Origin of the sequence: Sphingobacterium sp. JUb20 (assembly GCF_004342035.1) — a bacterium.
Lineage (GTDB): Bacteria > Bacteroidota > Bacteroidia > Sphingobacteriales > Sphingobacteriaceae > Sphingobacterium > Sphingobacterium anhuiense.
In genome coordinates this window covers 439554-458723 of record NZ_SLYV01000002.1, presented here as the reverse complement: position 1 = coordinate 458723, position 19170 = coordinate 439554, and the positions used below count along the sequence as shown (strand labels likewise).

The 19170-nt window shown below is 36.9% G+C and carries 14 protein-coding genes; 6 read left to right on the top strand and 8 right to left on the bottom strand.

Annotation, left to right across the window (positions count from 1 at the left end):
- Positions 1 to 90: 90 nt before the first annotated feature.
- Complete coding sequence (locus EDF66_RS05140) at positions 91 to 807, top strand: carboxypeptidase-like regulatory domain-containing protein (RefSeq protein ID WP_132841060.1); 717 nt, start codon at positions 91 to 93, stop codon at positions 805 to 807.
- A 104-nt stretch (positions 808 to 911) separates the two neighbouring features.
- Positions 912 to 2720: a M60 family metallopeptidase gene (locus EDF66_RS05135; protein WP_132841059.1), complete on the top strand. Its 1809-nt coding sequence runs from the start codon at positions 912 to 914 to the stop codon at positions 2718 to 2720.
- Positions 2721 to 2762: 42 nt separating this feature from the next.
- Here EDF66_RS05135 and EDF66_RS05130 read toward each other — a convergent pair whose 3' ends face one another.
- The 7 genes from EDF66_RS05130 to EDF66_RS05100 all read right to left on the bottom strand — a co-directional run bounded on the left by EDF66_RS05130 (position 2763) and on the right by EDF66_RS05100 (position 12865).
- Positions 2763 to 3938: a glycoside hydrolase family 76 protein gene (locus EDF66_RS05130; protein WP_132841058.1), complete on the bottom strand. Its 1176-nt coding sequence runs from the start codon at positions 3936 to 3938 to the stop codon at positions 2763 to 2765.
- Between the two features lie 51 nt (positions 3939 to 3989).
- On the bottom strand, positions 3990 to 5552 hold the full coding sequence (locus EDF66_RS05125) for a RagB/SusD family nutrient uptake outer membrane protein (RefSeq protein WP_132841056.1): 1563 nt from the start codon (positions 5550 to 5552) through the stop codon (positions 3990 to 3992).
- Between the two features lie 18 nt (positions 5553 to 5570).
- Entirely contained in the window at positions 5571 to 8750 is a 3180-nt protein-coding gene (locus EDF66_RS05120) for a SusC/RagA family TonB-linked outer membrane protein (RefSeq protein ID WP_207898462.1), read from the bottom strand.
- Between the two features lie 485 nt (positions 8751 to 9235).
- The gene (locus tag EDF66_RS05115) at positions 9236 to 10951 is read right to left on the bottom strand and encodes a GMC oxidoreductase (RefSeq protein WP_132841055.1); all 1716 of its coding nucleotides are present in this window, start codon (positions 10949 to 10951) and stop codon (positions 9236 to 9238) included.
- Positions 10952 to 11452, bottom strand: coding sequence for a gluconate 2-dehydrogenase subunit 3 family protein (locus EDF66_RS05110; RefSeq protein ID WP_243655994.1), 501 nt, complete (start codon positions 11450 to 11452; stop codon positions 10952 to 10954). It abuts the gene before it with no gap.
- A gap of 91 nt (positions 11453 to 11543) precedes the next feature.
- Positions 11544 to 12194, bottom strand: a complete 651-nt coding sequence (locus EDF66_RS05105) for an HAD family hydrolase (RefSeq protein WP_132841054.1) — start codon at positions 12192 to 12194, stop codon at positions 11544 to 11546.
- A 32-nt stretch (positions 12195 to 12226) separates the two neighbouring features.
- Positions 12227 to 12865 carry a DUF6266 family protein gene (locus tag EDF66_RS05100; protein ID WP_132841052.1) on the bottom strand — a complete coding sequence of 213 codons (639 nt, stop codon included), beginning with the start codon at positions 12863 to 12865 and terminating at the stop codon, positions 12227 to 12229.
- 303 nt (positions 12866 to 13168) lie between these two features.
- On the opposite strand from EDF66_RS05100, the gene EDF66_RS05095 reads away from it, so the two are divergent.
- The 4 genes from EDF66_RS05095 to EDF66_RS05080 all read left to right on the top strand — a co-directional run bounded on the left by EDF66_RS05095 (position 13169) and on the right by EDF66_RS05080 (position 17605).
- Entirely contained in the window at positions 13169 to 13780 is a 612-nt protein-coding gene (locus EDF66_RS05095) for a fumarylacetoacetate hydrolase family protein (RefSeq protein ID WP_132841051.1), read from the top strand.
- 5 nt (positions 13781 to 13785) lie between these two features.
- Positions 13786 to 15507, top strand: coding sequence for a M23 family metallopeptidase (locus EDF66_RS05090; protein ID WP_132841049.1), 1722 nt, complete (start codon positions 13786 to 13788; stop codon positions 15505 to 15507).
- A 36-nt stretch (positions 15508 to 15543) separates the two neighbouring features.
- A complete protein-coding gene (gene bcp, locus EDF66_RS05085) occupies positions 15544 to 16005 on the top strand; it encodes a thioredoxin-dependent thiol peroxidase (protein WP_132841048.1) in 462 nt (153 codons plus the stop codon).
- 130 nt (positions 16006 to 16135) lie between these two features.
- The gene (locus tag EDF66_RS05080; RefSeq protein WP_132841046.1) at positions 16136 to 17605 is read left to right on the top strand and encodes a glycine--tRNA ligase; all 1470 of its coding nucleotides are present in this window, start codon (positions 16136 to 16138) and stop codon (positions 17603 to 17605) included.
- A 97-nt stretch (positions 17606 to 17702) separates the two neighbouring features.
- On the opposite strand, the gene EDF66_RS05075 is transcribed toward EDF66_RS05080, so the two are convergent.
- A complete protein-coding gene (locus tag EDF66_RS05075) occupies positions 17703 to 19151 on the bottom strand; it encodes a hypothetical protein (RefSeq protein WP_132841044.1) in 1449 nt (482 codons plus the stop codon).
- Positions 19152 to 19170: the final 19 nt, after the last annotated feature.

The following is a 19170-nucleotide window of genomic DNA, read 5'->3' as shown; positions in this document are numbered from 1 at the left end:
TCCCTTTACAGATTATGTAAAGGGAATTTTTATTTTAAACTAATTGAATCCGTCGTAGTCATACAGGTAGATAACCTAAACCTGACGATTATGACCACATTGCAAAAACAGCCTTCAGGCACACTTGTATTTCTAAGCTTTTTAATTATATACTTATGTTGCACCCATCTGTGCCAAGCCCAATTAAAAAAAATTATTCTGCTTGATGCCACAACATCAAACCCCATACCCAAAGCAAGTATATTTTTAGAAGAGGAAAATAATGGAACCGTTTCGGATGAAAATGGAATTGCAGGTCTAGGAAATACACAAAGTAAAAATATACGAATATCGCATCTCAATTATAACATGCTCACTATAAAAACCAGCGATCTTACTCACGAGATAACAACTTTAAAATTAATCCCACGGCCCGCCAACCAACTGGAAGAAGTCATTGTTTCAGCAGGATTTGATAAACTTTTAGTCGGTAAATGGAAACTTCTTGAAATCGCTAACATTCGGATTCTATCCGATGGGACAGAGCACAGTACCAAGAGAAAAACTTCTTTTGGCAATATAAAAGAGTATAACGCAGATCGATCCTTCATATTTACCAGTTCAAATGGATCCAAACAATTATCAGGTAGATTTACAGCATTAAATAATCAGATATATGAAGACATCGATTATTCATATGATAAATCACTGCAAGGGATAACCAATATCTTATTTTATTCCAAAACAGAAAAAGACCACCAGATAAGAGTGAAATATCAACTTCCAAACTCCGTGTGGGTAACCGAAGAAATATGGAAAAAATTATAAATAGTAAAACCTATATTACACAATCGTTTGTCTTAAATGAAGGTCATAAATAAAGCTATCTTTTGGATTATATTTGAAATTACCTTCAAACCAATTCAATAACGATGAATAAACTATTTACTTTTTTATTGATAACTGTAATAACTGTACAGTCTTACGCTCAGCAACAGTATAGCCAAGTATTTGCAAAAGACGATTACAGTCAAGTAAAAAAGAATGCCAGAGATCAGGACATTGAAAATATCAATAATTTGATATTAAAGCAGGCTGCTAGACAATTAAAAGAAGGATCTTACCCCATTCAAAAACGTTTACGCGCTTATACAAATTATCAATCTCCCAATAGCCTAAGCAAGCGACTTAAAACAAGCCCTTACTCCCAATATGAAAATCCTACTGGTATTTATTTCACAGCAGGAGATGAAGCTATTGTATGGGTTGGAAAAACCAATGGAAGCCCTATTGCGCTACGCGTAACAAACTGGGATGATAAAAACTTCAAACAAAAAGACTACAATCTAAAAGAAGGCTATAATGCTTTGAAAATTGAAAATAAAGGAAATGCTTACATTCAATATTTCACAGAAGACAAAGTATCTTCAAAAAAGATCAACATTCACATACTTGGTGGAAAAGTGAATGATGTATTTGAACGAGGTAAGCATACCAATAAAGATTGGGATCGTATGCTAGCAAATGCTTCTGGACCCATCTTAGATATTGTAGGAAAACAAGTACAACTTGCATATTCGGTAAAATCATTACAAGAAAATGCCCCCCATCAAGGCGTAGAACTGATCCAACTTTATGATTCTATAATTGGTATCCAGCACCAAATCATGGGGTTGACACAAACAAAAAGAGTTCCGAAGAACAGAATGTTTGGCCGTGTTATCTGGCAAGGATTTATGCATGCTGATGGTATCGGCGCTGCATTTCACGATAATACCATGAAAGATGTCGCAAATGTGGCTAATCTTAGGAAAAATTCTTGGGGAGTAGCGCATGAGTTTGGTCATGTCAACCAAGTAAGGCCTAATATGAAATGGGTAGGTACAACAGAGGTAACCAATAACATCTATTCCGTATGGACACAATATACGTATAACAGCCATAGTCCCAAATTAGAACGAGAACGCTTAAAAGACTATGATGAGCCTAAAATTGGAGGCCGTATCACTGCTTATATGGAATCTGCATTTGTACACCGTCAACCCTGGTTAACACAAGCCGGTCCAGACAGGTGGGATCGCCAACGTCCACGTGATTGGGGCGGCGATCACTTCGTAAAACTAGTTCCACTTTGGCAATTACAGCTGTACTTCAATGTCGCAGGAAAAGGAAATTCATGGGAGAACAAAAACTTTTATGGTGATATCTTCACGAAAGCAATTAATGCTCCAGCAACAGCAACTAAACAAGACGCATACTACCAACTCGAGTTTATCAAAAACGCATGTGATGCATCAAAATTAGATCTCACAGATTTCTTTGAACAGTCTGGAATGCTTATCCCTATTGACCTTTGGGTAGATGATTATACCTGCGCACAGATGACCATCACAGCAGCTGATATTGCAGCCGTAAAACAGTATGCATCTAAGTATAAGAAACCTTCCACACCGGTATTACATTATATTACTGCAAACAGCACTTCAATTTATAAAAATAGACTGCCCTTAAACGGGATCGAAGGTTCTGGTTTCGAGAAAAAAGAAGATAAAATCATTGTTCAAAACAGCGCTTGGAAAAATGCTGTAGCATTTGAAACCTATGCAGGTGATAAACTTGTAAAAATTGCATTTGTAGGAGCTGGGTCTAATGACGTCTCCAGCACAACCGTTCATACTCCAAAAGGTACAACACAGGTCAAGGCTGTGGGATGGGATGGAAAAAGAATCAATGTATTATAATTTAATAAAAAAATAGGCTGATTATATCAGCCTATTTTTTTATTAGTATCCAAGTTTTGCCAGTCGCGCATACATCTCTACAAATGCACACTGATCTAGCAACCCTTTCGTTTCCTTCCTATCTTTAAGTGTCCAGTCCGTATAGAACAAACCTTTTTCATCCCGCATATGGTTCCAGGCATATTGCAGATTATTAGCAAAAACTGCCAAATACTTAGGATTATGATCTTGTTCAAATAGACTGATAAATCCCCGCATCATCACAGCATGAAACCATAGATTGCTGTTTTTTAACAATTTAAATTCTTGTCCTGTGACATCTTGAAAAAAATAAGAATAACAGGCTTCTCCGACCTTTTGAGCATCCATCAAATATTGCTTCTCCTGAGTCAACCGGTACAATAAAGCCGCTGCTTGCAACATCTGACCCGAATTATAAGAGTATTTTGCTTTATCTATATGTCCATTTAAGCTCATATTATCCCAAAAAAGGCCATCATTAGGATCTTCTAATTTTTCTTTGGTCCAATGGTAAAGTCTCCTGCCCTCTTCCAAATAATGGTTATCGTTCGTTGCTTCATACATCTTAAGCGCAAATACACTCGCAGGGGCATTAGAACATGCATTTTTAGATTCTTTTTTTTGTTCACACCAGTAGATACCACCACCAAGTAGGTCATCTTCACCGCTCATCACAAACGCCCACACTTCCTTCGCTTTAGTAAGATAATCTTGTTTTTTCGTCGACAAATAACTATCCGTAAAATCAATACCGAGCCAGATATTATCATCATAAAAGCGATCGGAAACAGGAGCGTTATTTAAGTATGATGCATATCCCACAGGAAGGCGTTTTTGATCACGATACCCCGCAAGGCCGACCAATACTTTTTGATCGAGTATATTCTGAAATTCTCTTTTTTTCTTGGGCAACTCCATCAAAGCATTAACAGCTGAAAAACTACCCGAAAAAGGCCATAGATAAGCATATTTCTTTTGCTGCGATGCTTGTTCGGTGTTATTCAAATAATCGGCTTTAAAACCCTCATCAAAAGGAAACCTTTCCAATAGAAGCTGGTTTTCAACATTTCCAAATAAATGATAAATCTGTTTCATAGTCTGCGCGGCTGCAACATCAAAGTGTACTTTTTCCTGTGCCTGTAAACCATTCGCCAAAAGTGTAATACTAAAAAGTAGGTAAAAACTAAATATTCTCATAATTAGATCCTTAAAAAAGGCTGTCCAATTTGATTGGACAGCCTCATTATACTATTTATAACCTTCGTTTTGCGTTAGTTTATTATTTCTTTGAATTTCATCCGGCGATATAGGCCACAAAAGATCAGACTCTTTAAATACTGCACCTGATGCATTTTTAGCACCAATAAGGGGTACAAAATCTATTTTACCAGCATCAGTAGTTGAGATAACAGGAAACATCTTCGTCCTTACAATATCATCCCACATCTTGAACTCTAATGGAAATTCTCTCAAGCGTTCAATCCAACATTCTTTCACAAAAAGATCAACAGATAAACCTTGTAAATCAGAAGTAAATTGAGCAACAGTTTTACCTTCTGTATTTGCACGAGCTTTAACCTGCGCTAAGTAGCCCGCTGCTTCAGCAGTCACACTACCACTTTTAGCAATTGCTTCAGCGGCAATCAATAAAGCTTCAGGGTAACGATAAAAGTTCCAATCTTTTGTTGCTTTACCAGTAGTTAATAACGCTTGTTCATCAAAATAATACCAAATACCTGCATCAGTAGATTCCCAAACTTTACCATTAATTGGATTTGTATATTTCCAGTGAAAAAATTGATTGGGTTGAATACGAAGATCTTTTGTATCATACACATTCAAAAATTGTTTTGTTGGACCAAAAACACGTTCAAAGATCGAATATTTATCTAATACCGATACTGCGGAAGAGTTAAAGGCATAAGTTGGCCACCAACTTCCACTATTTATATTTGCGTCATATTCCTGAGCGTAGATCACTTCATCCAAGTCATCCGTACTACGCAAACGATTATAGGCACTACTCATACCTAGATCGGTATTGACAGTCATGCTATGGCCTGAATTAACAACAATTTTAGCTGCTGTAGCAGCATCTGCAAATTTTCCTTGCTGTAAATATACATTCGCCAAAGTCATTGCTGCAACATACTTCGTGATTCTATGGCCATTTTGAGCAAATTTAGCCGCAGGTAATACCTCAACAGCTTCTTTAAGATCCGCTTCAATTAATTCATACACTTTCGCCGCTGGTGTGCGTTCTAAATAAAGATCATCCTTTAAAGTCTCATTAGCAGTAATAGATAAAGGTATTGCACCGAATGTTTTTACTAAATAGAAGTAATTAAAAGCTCTAAAGAACTTAACTTCTCCAATCAGACGATTTTTTGCGGCGTCTGCCATGTTAATATTAGGAATATACTTTAGACCCGCATTAGCAATATTAATAGCCTTATAACTGTCATCCCAAATGGTATTCATCGTACCAGAAATCAAGTTTGTATTATTCTGACGCGTCAATTCCCTTGAAAACAAACAAATTCGTTCTTGGCCCTCATAGCTATTGGTAAAGTATCCGGTCAACATTGTACTCACTGATGCGGTAGGGCCGATATAAGCACTGCTTGCATAAGAGATACGTTGGGGAGCTCCACGACGATAAAGAGAATTTACTGTTCCCTCCGCCTGTCCAGCATTTTGATAATAATATTCTAATGATAAATTTGATTGTGGATTCTCTTCCAAAAATTTATTACAGGAAGTTGTCAAAGTCACTCCGGCCAATAACAACATTACTAATTTATTTTTCATTTTGATAAGTTCTACGATTTAAAAAGTTACATTCACACCTAAAGAGAAAGTCTTCGCTCTTGGATAAGCAAAAAATGTCATATTTTGACCAAAATTACCAGTTCCTTGAGAAGTACTTTCTGGGTCATATCCTTTGAAATCACTGGATGTGAATAAGAATGGATTATTAGCATTTGCATATATTCTTAAATTAGACATCCCTACACGTTTCAATACATCCGGATTAAAGGTATATCCAAGTTGGATGAGATTAACTCTGATATACGAACCATCCGCTACCCACGAATCGTCGACATTCGTATCCTGATCAGCATGTCCTCCATTACTTAAATAAATCGCCTGCTCCATCGTATTGGGATTTGTACCGTTATACGCATCTGTCAAGATCTCTTTTAAACCATTGGTAATTCCAAAACGATCATAAGTAGAATGATAAAACTGTTGCATTACTTCTACTCCTTTTACAAACTGAAGATCTAACGTAAAATCAAAGTTTTTGTACTTCAAATTATTGATGAAACTACCTGTCCAATCTGGTAATCCTTTTCCAATAATCTCTTTTTCTGTCGTACGCTTTGGTCTTCCGAACTGACCTAGGGTAGCAGTACCATTATTGATATCCTCTTGAGTGTACACACCCAATCTACGGTAACCATAAAAACTATTTAAATTTTCTCCAACTCGAATTACGCTATTAGGACCACCAACCCAACTGTTCATTAAGATATCGGCATTATTCTCACCCAATTTCAACACCTTATTTTTATTATAATTCATGTTGAGCGAAGATTTCCAGCTGAAGTTTTCATTGGAAACTACAGTTCCCGAGATCATTATATCTAAACCTTGATTTTGTACTGAGCCAATATTTTTCATAACCGTACTAAATCCTGAAGCTGTTGGAACAGGTGCATCTAGCAATAGATCCGTAGTCTTTTTATGGTAATAAGACACATCAAAATTTAAACGATTTTGAAACAAGCCCAACTCCACTCCAATATCATATTGGGCTGTTTTCTCCCATTTTAAATCCGGATTAGCGATGGTACTCACAAAAGAATATGGCGCTCTATTATTGTTGAGTAAAATTGTTCCAGCCTCAACAATAGCTAAAGATTTATATGGATCAATTTCTGAGTTACCAGTCAATCCGTAACTCGTATGCAATTTCAAATTACTAATTGATTCGTTCCCTTTCAAGAAATCCTCATTGGATACGTTCCAGGCTAAACCAGCTGATGGAAAGAAGGCATATTTATTATTTTTACCAAATTTAGAAGAACCATCATAACGACTTGTAACAGTCGCTGAATAACGGTTATCGTAAGAATAGGAGGCTCTTAAGAAATAAGAATTCATTGCCCACTTGTTCCAATTTGATCCTGGAGGAGCCGGTAAAATTCCGATTCCCATATTATTTGTTTCATAAAAATCATCAAAAAATCCTTCTGTTCTTGAGTTATCAAAATCATAGGTTCTTGCTTGCCAAGATAAACCAGCCATGGCATTGATACGATGCTTATCAAACTGCTTATTATAGGTTAAATACGTTTCTTCTTGCCAATAAAAAGTATTCGTATGCTCTCTTTCTGCCCATCCATTCGGTCTAGAAATATTATTCAAAGTAATCGATGAATATCCCTGATATCTTTTCTGATGGCTATCAACACCAAATTGTGTTTTCAAGTCCAATCCTTCTGCCAAATGAAATGTCAAGGCTGCATTACCAAAAATCTGTGTATTGTAACGTGTACGCTTTTGCAGTTCTAAGATTGAAACAGGATTAGCCATACCTTCGAAACCCAGTACATCAGCAATTTTAGAAGAAGCCGAATTTGTATACACACCCAATTTATCCCGTACAGGAAGCCAAGGAAGCATCTCAATCATGGTACGACGGGCATCTTGGCCTCCTCCATCTTCAGGCGTATATCGACCCCAAGTATGATTCACACTTAAATTCACCGCAGTTGATAACCATGAAGTTGGCTTTGAATCGTAAGCCATCTTACCATTCAAACGCTTACTGAATGTATTATTAACGATACCTTGTTGATCCGTATAATTTAAAAAAGCACCTACAGAAGATTTTTCATCACCTTGTTGCATACTCAACTGATGATTTTGAGAGATCGCAGTTCGAGTTGCCTCTCTTTGCCAATCGGTATCATAAAGCGGATTACCATTGGCATCAAAATAATCGGGATCATTAAACCAGTCTTTTCTATCTAAAGACCAAGGTTTCCAGTTTGGATTCTTCTCTGTTAAAAATTTAGCCTGATATTTATTCTCATTCTCTAATCCAATCATAAAGGCATCTGTCCACTCCTGCGCATTCAGAAGATCCATATAACGCTGTGGAGAACTAACACTGGTTGATCCCTGGTAACTAATAGTGCGTCTTCCATCTTTATTTCCACGCTTAGTAGTTACTAAAATTACCCCATTGGCACCACGAGCACCATAAATTGCGGCAGAGGAAGCATCTTTTAATACTTCAATACTTTCGATATCGTTGGGGTTTAGCAATTGAAAATCTTCCATCACCACGCCGTCCACTACATAAAGTGGATTTGATGAAGAATTGATAGTACCCATACCACGAATAATTACTTTATTGCCATAAGCACCAGGTTGACTGGAATTAGAGAAAATATTCACCCCCGATGCTTTCCCTCTTAAATTGTCCAATGGACTAAAGTTTTGATCTTTGATCATATCAGCACCTTTCACCATTGCAATAGATCCTGTCACATCCGATTTACGCATAGTACCATAACCGACTACCACGACTTCATCCAGCACATCTGCGGCAGATTCCAATCGAATGGTTAAACCTGAGGTACTACTTACTCTTGTCTCCGCGGTCTTAAATCCAACTGAAGATATGACCAGCATATCCCCTACTTTCGCATTAATACTAAAGCTACCGGTCTCAGAAGTCTGGGTACCTACAGAAGTTCCTTTAACAGAAACCGTTACACCCGAAACTGGGTTTCCGCTACTGTCCACAATTTTACCACTAACCTGTCCTTGCTTAGTAACAAGTTCTTTTGCTTTTGATACATGCGCATACCCCGACAAAGTAGCGGACGAGGCATTTACCTGTTGCATAGATCCAGCAATAACAGCTAAAGAAAAAAACAATTTAGAATTTTTCTTCAACTGCAAAAATGTTCTTGCGTCAAATTTGTTCATAATTTTTAAAGTGATTTTAGATTTATTTATTTGTTTCAACCGTTTAAAAGAAGAAACATGTTTGTTTATTGGTTTTTAATTATACAACGTATATAGCCAGTACATCTAAAATTTCAAGCATAGGTATCCTTAGCTTGATAATAGTTTAATCGTTTTAGCTATTTAGAGTAAAAATTTATTGTACTAGAATTCCCTTTCAAAGACACTCAGACAAAATTATTACTTCAGTTTGTTAATTATAATGGATAAAAGGGTATTCAGTTTTTCATTTTAGTATCGAACATAAATTGGTCATCATATCATAATTTGTTTAATCGTTTTAGCAAATAAATTGTAAATATCATTCCTTAAGCCGTATCATAAACCGGATGTGAAGATATTTGGTTTGGTTTATCTTAATTTGTGATAATTAAGATTGGTTTAAATTAGTGCTTTAATTTTAAAGATTAAGTTTTTTTTTCAAAAAACTTAATCTTTAAAATTTTTTATATATTTCCTTTTTTCATCTCATTTACAGCATAATCCACCGCACGGGCCGAAAAAGCCATATATGTTAGAGAAGGATTTTGTGTAGAAGTTGAAGTCATTGCTGCACCGTCTGTAACAAATACATTGGGTACAGAATGAACTTGATTCCATTTATTCAGCATCGATGTTTTAGGATCCAATCCCATTCGTGCTCCACCCATCTCATGAATATCAAGACCTGGAGCCTGGCTACCGTCATCACGTCGGATATTTTTAAACCCAGCAGTCTGGAACATATCCTCCATTGTATCGAGATAATCCTTCTTCATCTTTGCATCGTTATCATCATAATCGACAGCAATATGGAGTAGAGGAATTCCCCAATCATCCATTTTCTTTGTATCCAAGGTTACCTGTCCAGACTCTTTTGGTATAGTTTCGCCCATCATGTGAGAGCCAACCTGCCAATTTCCAAGCTTTGGATTCAGTAAGTTATTTTTTAACGATTCACCTGCTCCGCTTCGGTCACTGTCTTTACCCCGATATGCTCCAAAACCTGCGGCATATCCGCGGAGATAATCTGTTTCCTGCTTATGCAAGTTTCTAAACCGTGGAATATAACCACCGCCCGCAGGATTTCGTCCTTCCGTTGTATAGTCCTGCAATCCTTCATACTCCGCATAAATCCGGGCACTATAATTATGGAAAGCAACATATTTGCCCAATACACCAGAGTCATTACCCAATCCATTCGGGAAACGATTTGATTTAGAATTCAATAAAATCAAATTTGTATTAATTGCTGCCGCATTAACAAAAATAACGCGCGCATAGAAATCGATTTCTTCCTTCGTATTGGTGTCTATAACACGAACGCCAACAGCTTTCCCTTTTTGCTCATCATATAAAATAGAATGTACAACTGAAAAAGGACGCAAGGTCATATTACCCGTTTTTGCTGCCCATGGCAATGTCACCGCATTGGAACTAAAGTAGCCTCCAAAAGGACAGCCACGCTGACATAATGTACGGTTTTGGCACTGCACACGTCCCTGATCAAAATGAATCTGATTAGGCTTCGAAAGATGTGCACACCGTGCCGAAATTACTTTCCGCTCAGGATATTTGGATGCAACGGATTGTTTGAAATATTTTTCAACCATATTAAGTGGATAGCCCGGTAAAAATTCGCCATCAGGCAATTCCGGTAATCCATCCTTATCTCCTGCAATCCCAGCAAATTTCTCAACGTAATCGTACCATGGCTTTAAATCGGCATATCGAATCGGCCAATCAACAGCAAAACCATCGCGGGCTGGGCCTTCAAAATCAAAGTCTGACCAACGCTGTGTCTGTCTTGCCCATAACAACGATTTGCCACCTACCTGGTAACCACGAATCCAATCAAAAGGTTTGTCTTGCACATAAGGATGCTCTTTATCTTTTACAAAAAAATGAGCAGCATCTTCATGAAAAGCATAACATTTACTAACGATCGGATTCTCCTTTTTGATCGCATAAGGCATCTCATTACGATGTTCAAATTCCCAGGGATTCATATTGGTTGTCGGATAATCTTTGATATGCTTGACATCACGGCCACGCTCCAATACCAAAGTTTTTAATCCCTTTTCACACAATTCTTTCGCAGACCAACCACCGCTAATCCCCGATCCAATCACAATTGCATCGTAGGTTCTATCTTTTTGACTGTCTATATTAATATTTGCCATTTACGCTTTCAATTTTACCGCGGCTTGATAAGGCCCAGGAATCAATTTGTATATCAACTTGTTTTTCATCACGTATTCAGAATTTAAATATCCTTGAATAGCCCGATTTTTGAATATCTTAAAAAAAGCAACTTCATCTCCCTCCTTTTGACCCTCCAAAGTTGTTATCGAGGTTAAAAGCTCCTCTGGAGTCTGCGATTCGGAATTGTCCTTTAATACCTGCATGCCCTTTACAAATACCTTTTGGTTTTCTGGACTTTCACAATCATCAACCATTTTCATTACAAACAGATGTAAGTTCAGCTCTAATCCACCAGGCGAGTCGGTCTTAGGGATCAGTATTTCAGCTAATTTTGCTAGGAAATCTTCATCTGTTGCAGATAACTTAATATTTTGGAGCACAATAGATGCCCCTCCTTGTTCACGAAGGCAGGATGGCAATAGAGCAATTCCTCCCGCAATAATAAACAATTGCTTAACAAGGGTTCTTCGATTCATCATAATAAGGTGTTCTTACTGCTGTAATATTAAAGATAATATTAAAAATAACAAAGCTAAAACGATTAATTTTTTGTAACAAAAATGCAAAAAGCTACCTCAGGATAGCATTAACCTCTTTTAAGTCTGAAAAAAGATAGGTTGCAAAATCCAGACGATCACGCTCAGCTTTTTGTTTGGTGACAGCAATGCACTTCAATCCGGCATCGATTGCCGCTCTCGCTCCTGTTGCAGTATCTTCTATAGCAACGACCTCTTCCCTACTAAAGCCCGATAACTGTAATGCTTTTTCATAACAAGATGGATTAGGTTTTGGATTAACATCATCTTCACGTGTTACAAACCAGGAAAAATGCTCATGTAAATCATAATGTGTCAACATGCGATCTACAGTTGGCCTAAAATTAGAAGTCACTAATCCGATCTGAATATCCTGTTCAACCAAAAAATGAATCAATTCTCTTGCATGGGGCATTAGGGGTATACTCAGCATATCTTGTTGCGCATAATTTTCCCTGGTGGTTTTCCACATAAATTCTTCCTTTACCTCTACGTCCCAGAGCTCTTTCATCGTCAATAGATTACGCGCTAAAGTATGTCCTGCAAAATGTTGAATCCAAGTCTCAAAATCTAAATCAATTGAAAAATGATACTTAAGAATTGGCTTCCATGCTTCAAAATAAAAACGTTCAGAATCCACCAAGGTCCCATCAAAATCAAAAAATACGGCTTTTAAATCTTTCATGTTTTAAAAATAGTCAAACCAAAGAGCAATTCCTACTCAACTATACCGCAATACACCGAATCGGAATTTAAATCAAGGTACGAATCCCATATTCCAAAATATACGTGAATGGGAGTTTTCTCGTCAAAAGATCCAATTAATGGTACTGTACAAGAGCCTTGATTAACCTCAGCGACACCGATGTCAAGTTGCATAAATTCTTTTGTGTTAAATAATGCGAAGCTCATTTTGTACATTTTATCCTTATAATCGGTATTAAAGATCCATTTCATATGCAACATTTTGCCATGCCTTTCAACAGAACAACCTTTCGGAGGAGAAAGCGGACCTCTAAATACAAAAACTTTTTCAACATTAACATAATATTGGCAATCAGCATCCAGCTCCATCGTGTCCTTTAAGATATGTTGTTGCGCTGTCTGAAATGGTCCGACTATACTTCCCTTTGGAGCTAGATGACGATAGCCATACTGCATTAAAGCTTTTACAGATACAATAAAATTATTCGCAACCTTCATCTTCTGCTGATTCATTAACATAGCTTCGGTTGGAGGCTTTCTATTTTTATTTCGAGCACCTCTTATAATATTTTGACCATTGAGCTTATAGCCATATACTGAACCTACTTTACCTTTAAAAGGTCCATTAGGACCGTTCTCTTGAATTGCCATTGGTTTAAATAGTTATTTGGTTTTCAAATCCTCTTACACTCCTCAATACCAAATATATACAAAATTATACATTAATTTAGGTATAAAACATTCTTTAGTCAGTTTTAATAGGGAGTTAGTAGGGCCATACCCCTATTACCCCCCTATTATCCCCCTATTAACTCCCTTTTAATACCCTATTAAATTATAACACTTTCCCAATTTGATCCGAATCAATTTGAATTACTTTCTACATTTGCTAAGTTTGTACATTCCGCACCATCAACGCATATATCCAGGTGCTTTACTTTAAGAAAGATCAAGATGAAAGTCATTGCTATAGGCCGTAACTATGTCGACCACGCTAAAGAACTGAACAACCCTATCCCACAAGAGCCCGTTGTATTCATGAAACCCGACACCGCTTTATTGAAGGATAACAAAGACTTTTATTATCCACAGTTTTCGAACGATATTCACTACGAAGCGGAAATCGTATTACGCATCTGTAAAGAAGGAAAACATGTAAGCCAAAAATTCGCAAACACATATTTTGATGCCATCGGACTCGGTATTGACTTCACAGCGCGAGACATACAACAAAAACACAAAGAGAAGGGTCTTCCCTGGGAGTTAGCAAAATCTTTTGATGGCTCAGCAGTCATCAGTCCATTAATTCCAAAGGAAGAGATTGATGATCTTAAAAATCTTGATTTTTCCCTATTGAAAAACAAAGAAACCGTACAACAGGGAAATACAAAAGATATGATTTTTTCTTATGACGATTTGATCGTTTATATCTCCAAGTTCATTACTTTACGAAAGGGAGATCTTATTTACACAGGTACTCCTGCAGGAGTTGGTCCCGTTGTAATCGGTGATACTTTAGTTGGTTTTATTGGTGAGAAACAAATGTTTAGTTGCACCATAAAGTAAGGTCTATGAAAAAATTAATAGCAATAATCGGGATGTTTGCGCTTGTTTCCAACACACTCCATGCACAGGATATCATCAAACATCGTCAATACCCTCAAAATTATTTTAGACCGCCTATGGATATTGCTCCGCAAGCCTCGGGTTCATTCGGAGAATTGAGAGCAACACATTTCCATGGCGGTGACGACTATCGGACGCAACAAAAAATAAACATACCTGTATATGCCGTTGCAGACGGTTTTGTTTCGCGTATCCGTGTACAGATCGGTGGTGGAGGGAATTCCATTTACCTCGATCATCCCAATGGTTATACTTCTGTATACCTACATTTAGAAAGCTTCAATAATGAGCTCAATGCTTTTATAAAAGCAGAGCAGTATAAACAAAAACGTTTTGACGTCGACCTATTTCTAAAACCTGGTCAGTTCAATTTGAAGAAAGGACAACTTCTGGCAAACTCAGGAAATACAGGAGGATCTGCAGGTCCACATCTTCATTTTGAAATTCGCGATACAAAACAGCAGCTTCCTTTCAACACACAGCTTTTTGGACTTACATTTCCAGATGGTATTAAACCTATCATACGAGGTGTAACGCTGTATGATCTGGACAATCCAATTTTCGATGAAAATACACCCCGTAGGCATCAGACGGTAAAAGCATTGGCCAATGGAAATTATAGTCTTGCCGGTAGTTTACCGATTCCTGTTAATGGTAAATTTGGTTTAGGTATCAATACCGTAGATAGACGTAAAGGAATCTCCTTTACTTACGGTGTATATTCAATAGAATTATTTTTAGATAATAAAAATATCAGTACAGTACTCTTCGAAGCTATTCCTTTTGATAAGACCCGTGCTATCCATTCCTATATCGATTATCCTTATTGGAAAAAATCAAATGTACGTGTACAAAAGAGTTTTAAGCAACCCGGAAATCCAATCGATATCTATGCACAATTGGACAACAGCGGTGTTATGGAACTTAAAGATGATAAAGTACATCAGGTTCGTTATGTTGTCAAAGATGTTCAGGGCAATGCCACAGAAATAAATTTCGAAGTGCAACGAAATGCAAACTATGTAGTCAAAAACAATCCGTCAAACGCTGGTAAATACTTCAACTTCCTACTGGACAACATTTACCAAGCAGACAATGTTAAAGTAACCATACCCAAAAATACGCTATATGACAATTTAAACTTTACTTATAGTGAAGGTCAAAAACCAGCCAACGGTTATTCTCAATTACATCGCGTCCATAATAAATTTACGCCTGTATTTGGCTCTTACACATTAAGTATTAGGCCAACTGCCGACCTGACGAAAGAACTGTACAGTAAGGCTCTTCTCGTTTCAACAGATGGTGGTGCACAGGGTGGAAAATATGAAAATGGTTTAATAACAGCATCGGTACGCAGTTTTGGTGACTTCTATGTAGCCGTTGATACGATAGCTCCAACCATCACAGCCCGCAATCTCGTTAACAATAAAAATGTCGGTGCACAAAAGCAAATTGACTTTACCATTTCAGACAACCTATCCGGTATACAGTCATTTAATGCATATATTGATGGCGAATGGGTGCTGATGAAATATGACCCAAAAAATCGTCATATCTGGCATAACTTCGAATCCACTTTAGGATCCGGAAAACATAGCTTTAAGCTCGAGGTAAAAGACTGGAAAGATAATGTCAGAGTTTATGAAGCAAGTTTCACCAGATAATCAGTATCTTGTTCATTAGATTAATTAATAACACATATGGCTACATTAGAAATAGGACAGAAAGCGCCTGCAATAACGGCTAAGAACCAAAATGGAGAAAGTATTTCTTTGTCAGATTTTATTGGAACGAAGGTGATTTTATATTTCTACCCAAAAGATAATACACCAGGTTGCACAACAGAGGCTTGCAATTTTAGAGATAATTACCAATCCTTAAAGAAAGATGGATTTGAAATTGTCGGGGTAAGTATCGATGGAGAAGCTTCTCATCAAAAGTTCATCAACAAACATGAACTTCCCTTCCAATTACTGGTTGATGAAGATCAGAAAATTGTCAATGATTATGGTGTTTGGGTAGAAAAAAACATGTACGGTAAAAAGTATATGGGAACTGCACGCACAACATTTGTTATTGATGAACAAGGAAATATTGCTCACATCATTAAAAAGGTGGACAATAAGAATGCGTCTCAACAAATTCGCGATCTTATAAAATAATACTTAACAGTACTAGAATCATGATAAAAGAGTTAGCGGACTTGCATTTATATACATGGCCTGCACACGATTATCATTATCTAAGTACGACTATCTAAAATCTAAATACTAATATTTATATTTGCTACTTATGAGCAAACAAACAGACGACTTCTTTAAAAGTATAGTATCCCACTCAAAGGAATATGGTTTTGTATTCCAATCAAGTGAAATATATGATGGCTTAAGTGCTGTCTATGATTACGGTCAATTAGGTTCTGAATTAAAAAATAATTTAAAGACCTATTGGTGGAAATCCATGGTGCAATTGCATGAAAACATTGTCGGTATCGATGCTGCGATCTTTATGCACCCAACGACCTGGAAAGCTTCAGGCCACGTGGACGGGTTTAATGATCCCATGATCGACAACAAAGATTCTAAGAAACGTTACCGTGCCGATCAATTGATCGAAGATAAAATAGCGCGTTACGAAGCAGATGGTAAAACTGATAAAGCGGCTGCGCTATTAGAAGCATTGAACGTTGCCTTGAATGCTGATGATCTTGCTGGTTTAAAAACTATTATTGAAGATCACAATATCGTTTGTCCTGTTTCTGGAACTAAAAACTGGACTGATGTACGTCAGTTCAACTTGATGTTTGCTACCCAAATGGGTGCTATGGCAGATGGTGCTGAACAAGTATACTTACGTCCCGAAACTGCTCAAGGTATTTTTGTTAACTTCTTAAATGTTCAAAAAACTGGCCGCATGAAAATTCCTTTCGGAATTGCTCAAATTGGTAAAGCATTCCGTAACGAAGTTATTGCTCGTCAATTCATTATGCGTATGCGTGAATTTGAACAAATGGAATTACAATTTTTTGTTCGCCCAGGTACAGAAATGGAATGGTACAATAAATGGAAAGAAACCCGTCTTAAATGGCATTTAGCTTTAGGTTTCAACCCTGATAACTACCGTTACCACAATCACGATAAATTAGCTCATTATGCGAATGCGGCAGTAGATATTGAATTCAATTTCCCATTTGGATTTAAAGAGGTTGAAGGTATCCACTCCAGAACTGATTTTGATTTAAAACAACACCAAGAATTCTCTGGTAAAAAAATGCAATATTTTGATACAGAGATCAATCAGAACTATATCCCTTACGTAGTCGAAACTTCTATCGGTTTAGATCGTCTGTTCTTAACAGTTCTATGTAATTCATTGGTTCAAGAAGATCTTTCAACACCTGAAAAGCAAGATTCACGTGTCGTATTGAAATTCCCTCCTGCAATTGCACCTGTTAAAGCGGCCATCTTACCTTTAACAAAAAAAGATGGTCTTCCAGAAAAAGCACGTGAGATTATGGCTGTATTAAAATTGGATTACAATGTACAGTATGATGAAAAAGATTCAATTGGTAAACGATACCGTCGTCAAGATGCAATCGGTACGCCAATCTGTATCACAGTAGACCATCAGTCATTAGAAGACAATATGGTTACGATCCGTCACCGTGACTCCATGCAACAGGAACGTGTAGCAATTGCAGACTTAGAGAAATTTGTTGCTGATCTAGTTGGTTGGAACACACTTTTGAAAAAAGTATTGTAATCTCTTAAATAAATAAAAAAAGAGCTTGCTGTTGAACAGCAAGCTCTTTTTTTGTTTCGAAATTTAATTAAATAACGTAGGTTGTCGATGTTTAACTTTAAAAATCAACATCGACGTTTCCATCCCATTTTTCATTCTTCCGTATTATAAATCCTTGTCCAGGATTGATTTCTTCTAATAATAAACCCTTAAAAAGAACCTGCATATTATTCTTAACTTCACTTTTTAATTCAAATGATCGAATAACAGATCCCTTTTCGTAAACGGTGAGTTCATACTTGATGGTTTTATTTGTATCATGAAACCCCATAAATTGATTAAAAAAGAAACTTTTATTATTCTCTGTAAAATTGGGTTCGATCTTCAAGAAAGTCGCATCCAACTGACTGTTGCTGCTGTTACTAAAGGGATAATAATAAAAGCTGGGATGCTTTTGCTGTATTCGGATACTATCAATATGACTTAAATCAACTATATCGGTAAACTCTACTTTCACCTCACTGTATAAACGTTTTAATAGCAATGTCCTTTCTATAGACTGTTTAACCTCAAAGGTATCTCGAACGGCATAAATCTCGGCTTCCTTCTCCATAAATGAATTACTGATATAAAATCCATTGCGATTGGTACTATTAGCAAACACGATAGGACTATTGGAATTTTTTGTCAGTACACTCAAATAATATGTCCCCAATGGCAGATCAACCGCAAAAGTTTCCGCTGCTGAGATACCGCCCTGTTTGACCAGTTCATTACCTGAAGCATTATAAATATGATAATATAATTTGTTTTGTAATGCTGTATCGTTCACAACTCCAGTAATCAAAACATTATCAAGTTTAAATGTACTGCTGGTCGGATTATAAATGCTTCCAGGCGGGCGTTTACCGGAATACAAACGTATACGTATCCAAACGGCCTCTTTACCCATAACCGGTATCGCATTCAGAGATTGAGAGATTGGGAGCTTTGATATACCGGTGCTTGTTAAATCCAGTGGATAGTGAATCGTATCCGACAATTTCGAAAAGTTTGAACCCCTATCGGTCGAATAATCGATCAATAAGGCACGTGGACCTGTCCCAGAACTATTCACATCTAGACTCAGATTACTGAGCAATTCGATCTGCTGTACGGGAAGTTTAAAAAGGATTGACTCCACCCCTCTAAAACTAATTGATTTGCCTGTAGTAGGCCATCCTGCGGTAAAACCGTAATCAACTTTCCCATTATTATAATCAATAACAGGTAACGGATTAAATGCAATAATAGGATCTGCATTTCCAAGATCGAAGTCCCATTTAAATAAAGTTTCTTCCTTAGAATTAACAGAAGCTTTTGAAGAAACTAATTTCCTAGTGCCATTTGCCTTTTGAAGCGGCGATACAATACTTTCAAAATCTTTAATTTTGAACTTTACTGAGAACACATTTTCGTCTAATTCATCTGAAATTTTCTTGTTCTTTTGACATGATGAAGCAACGGCTAATAAAAAGATGAATACGAGAGAAAATATGTTAAAATTAAATTTAACATTCTTTTTCATAAAATATCTATGGTTTATA

Bases quoted from the DNA above. Each gene is read 5' to 3' on its own strand.
- EDF66_RS05100 (WP_132841052.1), bottom strand. From the start codon at position 12,865: ATGGCAATTCAAGAGAACGGTCCTAATGGACCTTTTAAAGGTAAAGTA.
- EDF66_RS05080 (WP_132841046.1), top strand. From the start codon at position 16,136: ATGAGCAAACAAACAGACGACTTCTTTAAAAGTATAGTATCCCACTCA.
- EDF66_RS05115 (WP_132841055.1), bottom strand. From the start codon at position 10,951: ATGGCAAATATTAATATAGACAGTCAAAAAGATAGAACCTACGATGCA.
- EDF66_RS05075 (WP_132841044.1), bottom strand. From the start codon at position 19,151: ATGAAAAAGAATGTTAAATTTAATTTTAACATATTTTCTCTCGTATTC.
- EDF66_RS05095 (WP_132841051.1), top strand. From the start codon at position 13,169: ATGAAAGTCATTGCTATAGGCCGTAACTATGTCGACCACGCTAAAGAA.
- EDF66_RS05120 (WP_207898462.1), bottom strand. From the start codon at position 8,750: ATGAACAAATTTGACGCAAGAACATTTTTGCAGTTGAAGAAAAATTCT.
- EDF66_RS05140 (WP_132841060.1), top strand. From the start codon at position 91: ATGACCACATTGCAAAAACAGCCTTCAGGCACACTTGTATTTCTAAGC.
- EDF66_RS05125 (WP_132841056.1), bottom strand. From the start codon at position 5,552: ATGAAAAATAAATTAGTAATGTTGTTATTGGCCGGAGTGACTTTGACA.
- EDF66_RS05090 (WP_132841049.1), top strand. From the start codon at position 13,786: ATGAAAAAATTAATAGCAATAATCGGGATGTTTGCGCTTGTTTCCAAC.
- EDF66_RS05105 (WP_132841054.1), bottom strand. From the start codon at position 12,194: ATGAAAGATTTAAAAGCCGTATTTTTTGATTTTGATGGGACCTTGGTG.
- EDF66_RS05110 (WP_243655994.1), bottom strand. From the start codon at position 11,452: ATGATGAATCGAAGAACCCTTGTTAAGCAATTGTTTATTATTGCGGGA.
- bcp (WP_132841048.1), top strand. From the start codon at position 15,544: ATGGCTACATTAGAAATAGGACAGAAAGCGCCTGCAATAACGGCTAAG.
- EDF66_RS05135 (WP_132841059.1), top strand. From the start codon at position 912: ATGAATAAACTATTTACTTTTTTATTGATAACTGTAATAACTGTACAG.
- EDF66_RS05130 (WP_132841058.1), bottom strand. From the start codon at position 3,938: ATGAGAATATTTAGTTTTTACCTACTTTTTAGTATTACACTTTTGGCG.